12 protein-coding genes are annotated in these 13,418 nt (G+C 33.4%); 11 read left to right on the forward strand and 1 reads right to left on the reverse strand.

Translation table 11 applies throughout. The annotated features are described in order from the left end of the window. Positions 1-12 precede the first annotated feature (12 nt). From MQX03_RS01670 to MQX03_RS01705, 8 genes are all read left to right on the forward strand, one after another. Entirely contained in the window at positions 13-261 is a 249-nt protein-coding gene (locus MQX03_RS01670) for a hypothetical protein (protein WP_242800955.1), read from the forward strand. Next, entirely contained in the window at positions 249-572 is a 324-nt protein-coding gene (locus MQX03_RS01675; RefSeq protein WP_242800957.1) for a hypothetical protein, read from the forward strand. Before MQX03_RS01670 ends, MQX03_RS01675 begins: the two co-directional genes overlap by 13 nt. A 75-nt stretch (positions 573-647) precedes the next feature. Beyond that, positions 648-1,733 carry a glycosyltransferase gene (locus tag MQX03_RS01680; RefSeq protein ID WP_242800959.1) on the forward strand — a complete coding sequence of 362 codons (1,086 nt, stop codon included), beginning with the start codon at positions 648-650 and terminating at the stop codon, positions 1,731-1,733. 60 nt (positions 1,734-1,793) lie between these two features. Further along, positions 1,794-2,144, forward strand: a complete 351-nt coding sequence (locus MQX03_RS01685) for a hypothetical protein (protein ID WP_129536822.1) — start codon at positions 1,794-1,796, stop codon at positions 2,142-2,144. 109 nt (positions 2,145-2,253) lie between these two features. After that, the gene (gene lpdA / locus MQX03_RS01690) at positions 2,254-3,657 is read left to right on the forward strand and encodes a dihydrolipoyl dehydrogenase (protein ID WP_242800961.1); all 1,404 of its coding nucleotides are present in this window, start codon (positions 2,254-2,256) and stop codon (positions 3,655-3,657) included. A 95-nt stretch (positions 3,658-3,752) separates the two neighbouring features. Beyond that, positions 3,753-4,628: a DUF4476 domain-containing protein gene (locus tag MQX03_RS01695; RefSeq protein WP_242800963.1), complete on the forward strand. Its 876-nt coding sequence runs from the start codon at positions 3,753-3,755 to the stop codon at positions 4,626-4,628. A 10-nt stretch (positions 4,629-4,638) separates the two neighbouring features. After that, entirely contained in the window at positions 4,639-5,124 is a 486-nt protein-coding gene (locus tag MQX03_RS01700) for a hypothetical protein (RefSeq protein ID WP_242800965.1), read from the forward strand. 116 nt (positions 5,125-5,240) lie between these two features. Continuing rightward, complete coding sequence (locus MQX03_RS01705; RefSeq protein WP_242800967.1) at positions 5,241-6,065, forward strand: CvfB family protein; 825 nt, start codon at positions 5,241-5,243, stop codon at positions 6,063-6,065. 39 nt (positions 6,066-6,104) lie between these two features. Here MQX03_RS01705 and MQX03_RS01710 read toward each other — a convergent pair whose 3' ends face one another. Continuing rightward, positions 6,105-10,136 carry a DUF7948 domain-containing protein gene (locus tag MQX03_RS01710; RefSeq protein ID WP_242800969.1) on the reverse strand — a complete coding sequence of 1,344 codons (4,032 nt, stop codon included), beginning with the start codon at positions 10,134-10,136 and terminating at the stop codon, positions 6,105-6,107. Between the two features lie 168 nt (positions 10,137-10,304). Between MQX03_RS01710 and MQX03_RS01715 the strand changes: the two genes are divergently transcribed. The 3 genes from MQX03_RS01715 (at position 10,305) to MQX03_RS01725 (ending at position 13,417) form a co-directional block, all read left to right on the forward strand. Continuing rightward, a complete protein-coding gene (locus MQX03_RS01715; protein ID WP_129536827.1) occupies positions 10,305-10,898 on the forward strand; it encodes a TetR/AcrR family transcriptional regulator in 594 nt (197 codons plus the stop codon). A gap of 99 nt (positions 10,899-10,997) precedes the next feature. Beyond that, positions 10,998-12,350 (forward strand): TolC family protein, encoded by a 1,353-nt coding sequence (locus MQX03_RS01720; protein ID WP_242800971.1) that lies wholly within the window; start codon positions 10,998-11,000, stop codon positions 12,348-12,350. Between the two features lie 5 nt (positions 12,351-12,355). Further along, positions 12,356-13,417, forward strand: a complete 1,062-nt coding sequence (locus MQX03_RS01725) for an efflux RND transporter periplasmic adaptor subunit (protein WP_242800973.1) — start codon at positions 12,356-12,358, stop codon at positions 13,415-13,417. The last annotated feature ends 1 nt before the right edge of the window (position 13,418 follow it).

Here is a 13,418-nt window from a genome sequence, read left to right on the forward strand (position 1 = left end):
AGATAAAATTAAATGGAAAATCCAATTATAGAAGCAAAAAAAGAGCTCATTCAGTGGATAAAAGAAATGGATGAGTTGGAAGACATTGCAGAACTGCTAGAAATCAAAAACAGAATGATTTCAAATGGAGTAGTTGCAGAAGCTCAAGCTGAATATGTTGCGAAAGATGATTTTGATGAAAAATTTGCTATGGGAATTTCCGGCGAAGAATTAATGAAAAGAGTGTACGCGCATATCGAATCATTGCCTTGGAAAAAATAATTATTTTTTCGAGTGATGTTGAATTCTATCTTGCAAAATTGATAGATACTTTATACGAGCAAAATTATTTTGGATTTAAAGAAGATGCAAAATTATATGTTCAGGAAATCATTCTTTTTGTAATGAATAATGATTTTAAATTCAATATTACAAAAACGCCTAAGAAACTCGAAAAATTTGGAAGAAAATTCTTAAAATATAAAGCTAACAACCAAACGACGTGGTACATATTTTTCGATGAGAGAGACCATCAGTTTTTAATTAATCATATGATGAACAATCATTCTCATGAGTTTCCTGAATTAATGTAAAAAAATGCTATTAAGTTAGCTTTTGACGAGAAAAAATACTTTTAAACTTAAAGGTTTTTTCAAACCAACTATCCAATGAACAAGAAAATTTCTGTCATATTTATTCTGCCGGATCTCGAAACCGGAGGCGCAGAAAGAATCGTTACCACCATTGCAAATCATCTCTCCCGGGATCGTTTTGAACCTAAGATTTTGCTTCTTCGCAAACAAGGTGGTTATCTTGATTTTCTTAAAAAAGATGTTGAAATTATCGATATCGATACAGAAAGAATCAGACATTCATTAAAGCCTATTTTAAAAGAAATTTACCGCAGAAAACCAGATATTGTGTTTTCGGGATTTGGTGAAGTGAATGCGTATTTATCTTTGTTTATTAAACTTTTTCCGAAAGTCAAATTCATTGCCAGAGAAACCAATGTTGTTTCGCAGCATGTAACAAAAAAAGAGATTAAATTTTTCTATAATTTTTACAATAATTATCAGCAGATTATCGCACAAAGTGATGATATGATGAATGATTTGATTGATAATTTTAAAGTCAACCGTTCAAAAATTATTAAAATTAATAATCCTGTCGACTTCGATTTTATTGATGAAAAATTGAAGGTTTCCCGTAAGCCTGAGAGTTTTAAATATAATTATAAAAACGTTGTAGCAATCGGTAATTTATCTGCCAGAAAAGGTTTTGATAATTTACTGAAAGTTTTTTCAAGGTTAAAAAACGAAAAAATTATTCTGCATATTTTAGGTGATGGAAAAGATCGTGAAATTCTTCATCAGATGAAAGATTTTTTAGGCTTAAAAAACGTTGTTTTCCATGGAAGACAAGAGAATCCGTATGAATTTTTGAAATATGCCGATCTTTTTATTCTTTCATCACGATACGAAGGATTTCCTAATGTTTTATTAGAGGCCGGCGCTTGTGGAACATATTCTTTAGCCAATAATTGCCCTGGCGGAATTAATGAAATCATTCAGCATAACACCAATGGCGAAATTTCTGATATTGAAAATCATGAAAACTTTTCACAAAAAATTATGCAGATTTTACATCAGTCGTATGATCAAGATGCCATTAAGAATTCTATAAAATCTAGATTCTCTAAGGAGATTATTTTAGATAATTACGAAAAGGTTTTGCTGGATTTGATGAAGAGATAATAATCTGTATATTTCCTTAAATTTGCATTTCAATTTTTTTATAAAACCAATATTTCATTCATGAAAAAACTTCCGAAATTGGGTTGTGCTTGCGAAAAACACGACCTGATTGAATCTGAATTCAGAACATCAATAGTGGGTGCAGATCTTACCAATGGCAGAGATGCAGAAGTAAATGTCATTCAATGCAGACTTTGTCAGAGAATATGGATTAAGTATGCTGTTGAATTTCCTAATTCACCTGAATCTGCACGTTGGTACAAAGGAATTATTGCAAAAAAAGAGGTTGCAGGAATGAAGCCGGAAGATGCTGTTGAGCATTTGGAAAATCTTGAATGGTACATTTGCGGAGGTGAATTTTTTGGAAATAAAGAAGTTTTTGGGCTTGGAAAACTTAATTTAGATTTGTGATATCTCTAAATTTATACTTTAAACTTGATAAAACTCACTTTGCTCCTTGTAAATTAATCAGTAAATTTGTAATCATTAAGAATAGCTAATAATAAATTATAAAAATAAAATGAGTCAATTCGATGTTACCGTAATAGGTTCTGGTCCTGGTGGTTATGTTGCCGCAATTCGTGCAGCACAATTAGGTTTCAAAACAGCAATTATCGAAAAATATTCAACTTTAGGCGGAACTTGTCTTAACGTTGGATGTATTCCTTCAAAAGCGCTTCTAGACAGTTCTGAGCATTTCGAAAATGCAAAACACAATTTTGCAGGTCACGGAATCATTATCAATGAGCCTCAAGCTGATATCGCAAGAATGATTGAGCGTAAAAATGAGGTTATTAAGCAAAATACAGACGGAATCAGCTATTTGATGAACAAAAACAAAATCACTGTTTTTGAAGGTCTTGGAAGTTTCGAATCTGCTACTCAGGTTAAAGTAACAAAAAACGACGGTTCTACAGAAACGATCGATTCTAAATATACCATCATTGCAACAGGTTCTAAGCCAACTTCTTTACCTTTCATCAATTTAGATAAAGAAAGAGTAATTACTTCTACAGAGGCTTTAAATCTTAAGGAAATCCCTAAGCATTTAGTCGTTATCGGTGGTGGAGTAATCGGTCTAGAATTAGGTTCTGTTTATTTAAGATTAGGAGCTCAGGTAACTGTAGTTGAATTTATGGACAAGATCATTCCTACAATGGATGGTGCTTTAAGTAAAGAATTAACTAAAGTTCTTAAGAAGCAAGGAATGAAGTTCATGCTTTCTACAGCGGTTTCTGCAGTTGAAAGAAATGGAGATACTGTAAAAATTACAGCTAAAGATAAAAAAGGAGAAGAAGTAACCGTTGAAGGAGATTACTGTTTAGTTTCTGTAGGTAGAAAACCTTACACAGACGGTCTTGGATTGGAGAAAGCTGGAGTTGAGCTTGACGAGAGAGGAAGAGTGAAAACTAACGATCACCTTCAGACAAATGTTGCAAACATCTATGCAATCGGAGACGTTATCAAAGGTGCGATGTTGGCTCACAAAGCTGAAGAAGAAGGAGTTTTCGTTGCTGAAACTTTAGCTGGACAAAAGCCTCATGTTAACTATAATCTAATTCCTGGTGTTGTTTACACTTGGCCTGAAGTTGCCGGAGTTGGTAAAACTGAAGAGCAACTGAAAGAAGAGGGAGTAGCTTATAAAGTTGGTTCTTTCCCAATGAGAGCATTAGGAAGAAGCCGTGCAAGTGGTGACGTTGATGGTTTGGTTAAAATCATTGCAGACGAAAAAACTGACGAAGTTTTAGGTATGCACATTGTTGGAGCAAGAGCTGCCGATTTGATTGCAGAAGGAGTTATCGCAATGGAATTCCGTGCAAGTGCAGAAGATATCGCAAGAAGTTCTCACGCGCACCCGACTTACGCAGAAGCTATTAAAGAAGCTGCTTTGGATGCGACGGGTAAAAGACCTATTCATATGTAATTGAAAAATTTTCAAGATATATTTAAAGAGAAATCATATTTTTGGTTTCTCTTTTTTTTTGGCATAAAAATCGAGATTAAAAATAAAAATTGTTTATGAAAAATATATTTATTGGTGTGATGCTTTTTTTTGGACTGCATTCATTTGCGCAGGAAGCCGGAAAAGCCGGTGAGCTTTTGAAAAATGAAGTTTCAAAAAATGAAATAAAATCCTCAAATACCAAAAGACAGGATTCTAGAGATAATAATTCATCTAATTCTACAGGATTTAGAAATCCAAATAATCAGAATAATTCGAACAGAAAACCTATAAACCCCAATTATCAATGGAATCAAAACTACGGTTATGCCGAAGTTTTTGTAAGAATTCCTGAACAGGGATATTTCAGTGTGGAACTGGCTGATCAGATGATTTCAAATAATTCTGGAAAATACAGATTCTTTGATCTTCCATCAGGAAGAATGCCAATTTCTATCTATGATAATGGATATTTAATTTACAGAACAACTTTAAATGTGCGCAATAACAGCAGATTAGTTCTTGATTTTTTCACAAATGAAGGTTTGTATCTCTTAGATTCTTATCCACTTCAAAATGGATATTATGGTTTCGAAAATTGGAATGACCTCTGGAATAATCCTTATGGCAACTCGGGAAATAATGGCAATGTCAATAATCCAAATGTGATGGACAATCAGACTTTTCAGCAATTTATATCAGCTATGAAAAAAGATGCATGGTTTGATGATAAGAAAATTGCTTTCATCAATCAGCAAGGTCGCCATGCGATGTTTACCTCAGAGCAGATCAGTATTTTGGTTAAAGATTTAAGCTTCGATAAAAACAGAGTTATTTTAGCTAAATCATTATTTTCAAAATGTGTTGACAAACAAAAATATTTTATTGTAGGCGATGCATTTGATTTTGAAAGCAACAGACGAGATTTGATGGATTTTATTTCTAAATATTAATTAAATTCTCGTGGGGAAATTAATTTCACTTTTAATTATAATTTTTTCTCAACTGTTTTCAGGTCAGAATATTGAATCTTCAAGAAAAACTGTTGAGAAAATAAATCAGACACAGGGATTTAAAATTAGGATAGTTCCCAATTCTTACTATTCTGATAAAAATATAGTGACAGACAATGGCATTGAATTAAAGGGATATTATAAAAATAATAAACTTTTGAAAATGGAGTATTGGGTAGGATTGTCTGCATGGAAAATTATCACAGAATATTTCTTTTCAGATAATGGGGAATTGGTTTTTGTTCACTCAAAAAAATATCAGATTGTTGGTGAAAATGGGTATCTTAAAAAACCACAACTTCTTTCAGAACGGAGATATTACTATGAGGACGATAAGGTGATAAAAACGATTGGAGTAAATGATAATGATGAAAAAATAGATTTTCTACAAGAGTCTAAAAACTTGATGAATGATTTGAAACATTTCAATAATTAAATTTAAGTTTAATTGAGATAAAAAAACTCAAACCTAATAACTTTAAACCCTCCGACTCTAAAAACGCTCAAACTCTCAAACTAATTTCCGTACCTTTGCCAACTAAATTATCATCAATGCAAATCGGAAGAACTCAGACTTTAAAAATTTCAGAAAAAAATAATTCAGGATGGATGCTTGAATCCGAAACGGGCGAGACCGCTTTTATGTCTAAAGTTTTCATTCGTGACGAAAAAGAAATTGGTGATGAAATAGAAGTGTTCGTTTATCAGGACGATCATAAACTAAAAGCTACAACAGAAACTCCGTTAGCAGAAGTTGGAGAATTTGCGGTGATGATTTGTGTGCAAAGTCTTCCAAGCGGAGCTTTTATGGATTGGGGAATTATCAAAGACCTTTTCATTCCCTACAAACAACAAAAATCTAAAATTCTTGAAGGAAAAAGATATCTTGTGAATCTTTATATCGATGAAGAATTAGAATTGATTACAGGAACCACAAAGTTCAAAAGAAATCCGCAATACGAGAATGTGCCTTTCCAGAAAGGCGATAAAGTAGAACTCATCATGATGAACGAAAGTGAATTGGGTTGGAATGTGGTTATCAATAAAAAATACTTAGGATTGATTTATGCATCTGATGTTTACAAAAAAGTATATCCGCTTTCTGAAGAAGAAGGTTATATTAAAACAATCCGTGAAGACGGAAAGATAGATGTTTCTCTTCAACCGGAAGGTTTTGAAAACATTGATGAGTTTAGGCAAAAAATTCTAAACAAATTAGAGGAAAACTTTGGTTTACTTCACTTATCAGACAAATCTTCTCCTGAAGAAATTAAAGATGAACTTCACATGAGTAAAAAGAACTTCAAGAAAGCACTTGGAGGTCTGTATAAAGATAAAATAGTTGAGATTTTGGATGATAAAATCAAGTTAGTATAAAATAAAAAGAGCAGAAATTTCTGCTCTTTTTTTGTATGTTTAATTTCTATTTTTAATTAATAACCAGCCGTTGTAAACTCTGCCATCTGAAACTTTTATGGTGTACCAGTAGTTTCCTGTAGCAAGTGGCGCCGAGTTGTACTTCCCATCCCATTCAAAAGGTTTTTTTGATATTGTTTGTTTAAAAACGATTAGACCTTTTCTATCATAAACCAAAATTTCAGTTCCGGAATAATTTTCTAATCCGGCAATTCGCCATTTATCATTTGTACCATCACCATTCGGCGAAATCATATTCGGAATATTAAAAATAGAGAAGCTTTTCTCTCCGATGATACATCCCGATTTTGTTCTTACATAAACTTTGTATTCTCCCAAACTCAGATTGCTAAATACATTAGAATTTTGCCAATTTTGGTTATCTAAAGAATACTCATAATTTCCAGGTAAAGACATCATTACGGTAGCCGAATTATTTGTAATATTTACAGCAACAATTTCACCCAAAACTGAGTAACTCAGCTCGATATCGTCTGTGTTTTGACATCCAAAGCTATTGGTCACTTGCACCCAATAATTTCCGGGAGTTGATATAGTAATAGTTTGTGAAGTAGCACCAGTGCTCCAGAGATAAGATGCAAAACCACTTCCTGCATCAAGTGTTACGATTTTCCCTCGGCAAAAATCAAAATCTTCAGGAAGGATAACAATAGGTTTCGGATTTAAATTTAATTCTAACACAACATCTTTAAAGCATCCTTCTGCAGTCGAAACTCTTACATTAATAATCGTTGATCCGATATTTAAAGTATAGTTTGAGGGATTGGTTATCGGATTTCCTGATTGGTCGGTGTAGGTGAAAGTATAGTTGTTAGGATTTGCAATAATATTTGATTGATATGATGTCAAGTCTACCACCATTGTATTACCAGTAGAACTGTTGCACAAAGAAACTCTGTAATTGTTTGCCGGAACATTGTTTTGTGATAAAGTAACAGCAATACCAAGTTTCTCAGACTCACAATTGTTTAGTGTTTGGGAGACAAAATACGTTTGTCCGTGGACGAGTGGAGTGATTATAGGCAGAATATTTCCTGCAACATCATAATAAAGTAAAGCAGTTCCGTTGACTGTTAGATTTGCAAGGGTAGGATTTGCTGATGTACAAAAATCCTGCGTTAAAGCTGCTGTTGGTTTCGCAGTGTTGTTTACGATTACCTGAATGGAGATTTTCGCACTTTCACAACCACTAATAGTTTGAGATGCAAAATAAGTTTGTCCGTTTACCAAAGGAGTTGTTAAAGGTAATACATTATTTGCGGTATCATAACACTTTATATTCTGGCCTGTAATCTGAATATCTAATATTGTCGGTTGATTAGTGGCACAGAAAGTCTGAATAGTATTTGCTGTTGTTGGTAAAACAGTTGCTGAAATAATCACATTCTGATTTTGAGTAGCTGTATTTCCATTCCCATCACTATAAGTCCAATGAATTATATGTGTTCCTGGGGTTGAATATGAAAGCGGATCTGTTGTTGTAGCTGTGATCGTCCCTGTACAGTTGTCTGTTGCAGTCGGGAAAGTAGAAACTATAGTGTTGCAATCTCCGGTAATATCTGGAAGTTGAGCTGTGTTTGGAATTGGTGCTACATTATCTCCTACGATAACATTTACGGTGAAACTTCCGTCGCAAGCTCCACTTCCTGTGATTTGGCAAGTATATGTTCCCGCATTGGCTGCTGTAGCATTTGGAATTGTTGAATTTTGTAAATTGGAGGTAAATCCGTTTGGTCCAGTCCAAGCGTACGTTGTTCCGCCAGTTGCATTTAATTGAATGTTTGAATTGATACAAACGGGGGAGTTTGATGTTGCTGAAATCCCAACAGCACAATCGTAAAATTTCGCAAAATTATTATTTATCTGGGCTCCTCCTAAAATATATATATTATTTGCTCGAGTATAGATAGAATTGATTGTAAGATAGTAATAGGTACCCCAAATTTGATTCCCAGTTGTATTAAATTTAGTGAAAAAACCAGAATTGTATCCTCCATTATTAGTAAGAAGGAAAGCATTTGCAGTGGCTATATTGGTGCTGTTTGATGTTCTTCCACCGAATAAAATATTATTATTGTCATCTATAGAAAGACAATATGAAACATCATCGTCAACGTTAATATTTGTTGTTGCGCCAAAATAGGTACCCCAGATTTGAGTTCCATTTGGATTAAATTTTGTGAGGTATATGTCGTTTCCTGTTTGGCCTATGTAAGAAGACTGATGTGTTCCGGGAGTTGTTATATTTTCTTGCGCAGAAGTGTTGCCTAATAAAATTATATTGCCATCTTGATCTACTTTCAAATCAGCAGCTCTAGTAAATCCTTCATTCATATTATGTAATATACCGTACCAATTACGTCCTCCATAATATGTTCCCCATTGAAACTGAAAATTACTGTTTAATTTACCTAAATAAGTATTTCCTTCACCAATAATATTTTGTTGATGAGTTCCCGTTGTACCTTGTCCAGTAGTGTTATAATTTCTGTAAACATCTCCGGTTAAATATATATTACCTGAACTATCTCGAGCGATTTTTTTTATTCCTTCTTTTAAATTGAAGTATGAGCCGTAGAGCTGTTGACCATTTGCTGAAAACTTAGCTATGAATGATGTTCCATTTAAAATATTTGAATTAGTAGGTATTTCAGCGTTTGACGTAGCTATACCATTATTTCCTAAAGCTATGCCAGCTAAAATTAAATCTTCATTTGAATCTAATACAATAGAATGTACACTATCTCCATTATTTCCACCAAAATACGTTCCCCAAATTCTTACCCCATTATCATTAAACTTCATTATAAAGCCATCAGTATTATCCATTGGGTAATATTGGTTCATGAAAGTAGAATTCGTCTTGTGAGCGCCTGGAGTTGTAATTGTATTAGTGCCATTTGTAGAATCTCTTGCATGTCCGACTGCATATATATCATTATTTGAATTTATTGCAATATCTTTTAGCATGTTTGAACTGTCTCCATTATAGTCGGGATGGTGATTGCCAATAAAAACGCCCCATATTTTGTTTCCTGAAGGATCAAACTTAGATATATAACCATAGTTTTGTGAATATGAATCCATAACAGTATATGTATTTGTAGCCACATTATACTTTGCTATAGTTGTAAAGCTAGTATAAACGTCTTGATTTGTATTTGCAAAAACTCTGTAATGATTATTAGATTGATAAACCCAATTGGGTAAATTTTTTATCCAAAGAGGTGTTGGAACAGGATCTATAACCAAAACGTTATCGTAAGTGTCTTGACTTCCTATAAATCCAAACGTATTATCTTCAATTTGTCTGAATTTTATCTGTGTTTCAATCTTTGATGTGTTCTGAATTAACCATGATTGAGGAATGTCTTCTTCCATGTCTCCAAAGCGAAGTTTCATTACTATTTTATTATCTCGAAGATGAGTTTCTATACCATTGAATTTTAATTTAATGTCAGAAATTTTTCCTCCAGGATGAACAATAAAATTATATTCAATTGGCTTTATAGTATCTTGCGGTTTGAAAAATACAAGATCAATATTATTGTAAATATTTTTATATTTAACTTTTTGAAAACGGTGAACATTTAGAATTCCCTTAGGTTTATCAGGAATATTATAAAAATTTTCATAGTCTGGAGATTTTTCTTCACCCTCAATTTCAGAATTACTGTTAGAATTAATTAATTCTATGTCAATCCTATGAAATTTATATTTAAATTTCTTTTCCGGATTATTGTCAACTAACTTAGATTTTTCACTTTTATTTTTTTGTGTTATTTCTTCAATTTCATAAACGTCATACGAAAATCCATTTTTTTTAAGCTGAACATTCAAACCATTTGATAAAAATAAATACTTCACATCAGAATTTTCCTTTCCATTCTGATCTACAATCTGTCCTTTATTTTCATAAAAGTGATATTCATTATTCTTTTGGAATTTCGTTTGTCCAAACACAAAAAGACAACAGAAAACTGTTAAAAGAAACAAAACTTTTTTCATCATTATTAATTTTCCGCAAATATAAACAAACAAAGATGTGATACGAATTAATAAATCATTAATACGTGACTGGATAGGTAAAATATGATGCAAATCATATTAATTATTTTGTTTAACAATTTTGTCAAAACAATTGTTTGATATATATTTGCACAAAATTGTTTAACAAAAATGTCAAAACAAGAAAAGAAAGATCAAACTCAGGAATTAATCAAAGAGACTGCGAAGAATTTATTCTTTGTGCAGGGGAAATTTAACGCAACTACACAGGAAATTGCAGACGAGGCGGGTGTCAACAGAACATTGATCAACTACTACTTCAGATCACGAGATAATCTGATTCAAATTATTTTTGATGAAGCTCATCGAGTCGAAAAAGAGAAATCTGAGATTATAATGAATTCTGACCTTCCATTCAAGGAAAAAATAGCCAAGTTCATCGATGGAAGTTTATCTACAAGTCTTCAGTATCCGTATTTAGAAACTTATATCGTTTCGCAAATCAATAAAGGAAGTTGTCACAAAAGAGACGTGGAAGAAGAGGAATTGAAAAAATTGTACGAAGACATAGAAAAAGAAATGCAATTGGGAAATATTGTGAAAATGGCTCCGGTTCAGTTTCTTCTCAATATGATTTCGCTTTTAGTGTTTCCTAGTGCGGTGCGTCCTCTGTTTTTAGAGAATTTAATGATTACGGATAAAGAGTTTGACCAGATCATCTCAGAAAGAAAAGACATTATCCTTAACATGCTTTTTAAAAATTAATTAAAAATTGTTAAAGTAATTATAAAATTGAATCGTCCTTTAGAAATAAATGACTGCAAGAAATCAAAATTATTAAAAAAATAAACGAAGTAATAAATTATGAATAGAAAACTTATAACTGCAAAAAAGCTAAAAATTGGGATAGCTGCAGCATTTATGATTTTCGGCTCTACATCTGCCTTTGCCCAGCAAGAGATATCTTTGCAAGAGGCCATCAAACAGGCATTGCAAAATAAAGCAGAGGCCAAAAAAGCAGCTTTGCAAATCAAAAAAGCCGAATATAAGATTGCTGAGGCAAGAGCTGGTGCATTGCCACAAGTGAGCGCAACTGCCGGGTTAACTTACAATCCGATTATTCAGGAGTCATTATTAGAATTTGGCGGACAAAGAATTCGTGCACAATTGGGACAACCTTGGAGCTCTAGCGCTGTAGTAACAGTGAATCAGGCAATCTTTGACCAAAGAGTTTTTACAGGGTTAAAAGCTGCAAAATCTACAAGAGAATTTTATGTTTTGAATGCTCAGCTTTCTAATGAGCAGATTATCGAAAATGTAGCAACAGCCTATTATCAGGTTTTTGTACAGGAAGAAAATCTTAAAACATTAAACGTAAGTTACACCAACACCGAAAAAGTAAGAAACGTAATCAAAAGTTTGGTAGAAAACGGTTTGGCAAAAGGGATTGATCTTGATCGTACCAATGTACAATTAACGAATATCAGTGCCAATAGACAACAATTGGTGAATGCCGTTGAGCTTTCAAAAAACTCTCTGAAATTCTACATGGGCGTTCCTATCGATACTCCAATTGAGCTTGAAGAGAAAAGCATTGAGCCAAAACCTCAGCTTATCGCAGGTACTGTTGACTTAGATACAAGAACAGAGGTTAAAGTTTTACAGAAAAACAGAGAGCTTTTGCAATTCAATAAAAAAGCAACTGAGGCATATCTTTATCCAACAGTTGGTCTACAGGCAAACTATGGTTGGGGCGGACAGGGTTCAAAATTTCCTTTAACAAACGGAATCAATAACGGTGTTCTTTGGAGCGATTATTCAGCAATAGGTCTAAATATAAACATTCCGATTTTTACGGGTGGAGCGACAAAATCAAAAATTCAGCAGGCTGAAATTGATATTTTAGATTTAGATCAGGATATTCAAAATACGCAGTTGACTTTAAGCTTAGATTATAAAAATGCAATTACCAATATGGAGAATTCATTAATTACAATTGAAAGCATGCAAAATAACGTGAAACTAGCTGAGAAAGTTCAGAAAGATACTCAGGCTAATTATCAATACGGTTTAGCAACGTTAACTGAAGTTTTAGATTCTGAAAATGCTTTGACAGATGCAAAACAGAATTATACCACTGCATTATTAGACTACAAACAGGCTGAAATTAAATTAATTAAGGCTAAAGGCGAACTTAATACTTTACAAAACCCATAATAGAAATGAAAAAAACTTTAATATATATCATCGTAGCTGCAGTGCTTATTGGTTTAGCTGCCTGGAAAATTACAGACAACAAAAAAAAGCAGGAGACTGAAGTAAAAGAAGTAGCAAAACAGGTTGATAAAATCAACGTGAATGTGGTTACTGTTTCTAGAGAAAATATCAACACAGATTATTCAGCAAACGGAACTTTTATTCCAAAACAAGAGTCAAATCAGTCTTCTGAAATTGCAGGACGTATCGTGAGCGTTTTGGTGAAAGAAGGTTCTAGAGTAGGAGCAGGTCAGGTTTTGGCGACAATTAAAAGAGATGCAATTGAAGTAGATGTTACTCAGGCGCAAAATAATTTACAGAATGCCATTGCAGATAACCAGCGTTATGAGAATGCTTTCAAAACGGGAGGGGTTACAAAACAACAGCTAGACAATTCAAGATTGCAGTTGAAAAATATGCAGGCTGCAGTAAGAGCTCAAGGTGTAAAAGTGAATGATACAAGCATCAGAGCAGGAATCAGCGGTATTATCAACAAAAAAATGGTTGAGCCGGGAATGGTGGTTTCTCCGGGAACAGCTTTATTCGAAATCGTAAATATCAACAGCTTAAAACTTTCAGTTTTGGTTGACGAAAGCCAGATTGGAAGAATTCAGTTGGGTCAGGAAGTAGCAATTAATGTTAATGTTTTACCTGAAGAATCTTTCAGCGGAAGAATTACATTTATCGCTCCAAAAAGTGATGCTTCTTTAAATTTCCCTGTAGAAATTGAAGTTCAAAACAGAGGAAACCTGAAAGCGGGTATGTATGCAACAGCTTTATTCAAAACAAATAACGGTGCTGAAACTCAAAATATGCTGACTGTTCCTGCGGAAGCTTTTGCAAATGGAGTAAGTTCAGGACAGATCTTTATCGTTCAAAATGGTACTGCTAAAATGATCACTGTGAAAACAGGAAAAGTATATGGCGACAAAGTACAAATCATCAGCGGATTGAATGGCGGTGAGCAAGTAATTACCAGCGGACAGATCAACCTTGATAACGGTTCAAAAATCAATATCGTAAAGTAAC

It is taken from the genome of Chryseobacterium aahli (assembly GCF_022699665.1).
Taxonomy (GTDB): Bacteria; Bacteroidota; Bacteroidia; order Flavobacteriales; family Weeksellaceae; genus Chryseobacterium; species Chryseobacterium aahli.

What these genes read in the sequence shown, in the direction of transcription:
- MQX03_RS01670 (WP_242800955.1), top strand. Translation starts at nt 13, where the DNA reads ATGGAAAATCCAATTATAGAAGCAAAAAAAGAGCTCATTCAGTGGATA.
- MQX03_RS01680 (WP_242800959.1), top strand. Translation starts at nt 648, where the DNA reads ATGAACAAGAAAATTTCTGTCATATTTATTCTGCCGGATCTCGAAACC.
- MQX03_RS01685 (WP_129536822.1), top strand. Translation starts at nt 1,794, where the DNA reads ATGAAAAAACTTCCGAAATTGGGTTGTGCTTGCGAAAAACACGACCTG.
- lpdA (WP_242800961.1), top strand. Translation starts at nt 2,254, where the DNA reads ATGAGTCAATTCGATGTTACCGTAATAGGTTCTGGTCCTGGTGGTTAT.
- MQX03_RS01695 (WP_242800963.1), top strand. Translation starts at nt 3,753, where the DNA reads ATGAAAAATATATTTATTGGTGTGATGCTTTTTTTTGGACTGCATTCA.
- MQX03_RS01705 (WP_242800967.1), top strand. Translation starts at nt 5,241, where the DNA reads ATGCAAATCGGAAGAACTCAGACTTTAAAAATTTCAGAAAAAAATAAT.
- MQX03_RS01710 (WP_242800969.1), bottom strand. Translation starts at nt 10,136, where the DNA reads ATGATGAAAAAAGTTTTGTTTCTTTTAACAGTTTTCTGTTGTCTTTTT.
- MQX03_RS01715 (WP_129536827.1), top strand. Translation starts at nt 10,305, where the DNA reads ATGTCAAAACAAGAAAAGAAAGATCAAACTCAGGAATTAATCAAAGAG.
- MQX03_RS01720 (WP_242800971.1), top strand. Translation starts at nt 10,998, where the DNA reads ATGAATAGAAAACTTATAACTGCAAAAAAGCTAAAAATTGGGATAGCT.
- MQX03_RS01725 (WP_242800973.1), top strand. Translation starts at nt 12,356, where the DNA reads ATGAAAAAAACTTTAATATATATCATCGTAGCTGCAGTGCTTATTGGT.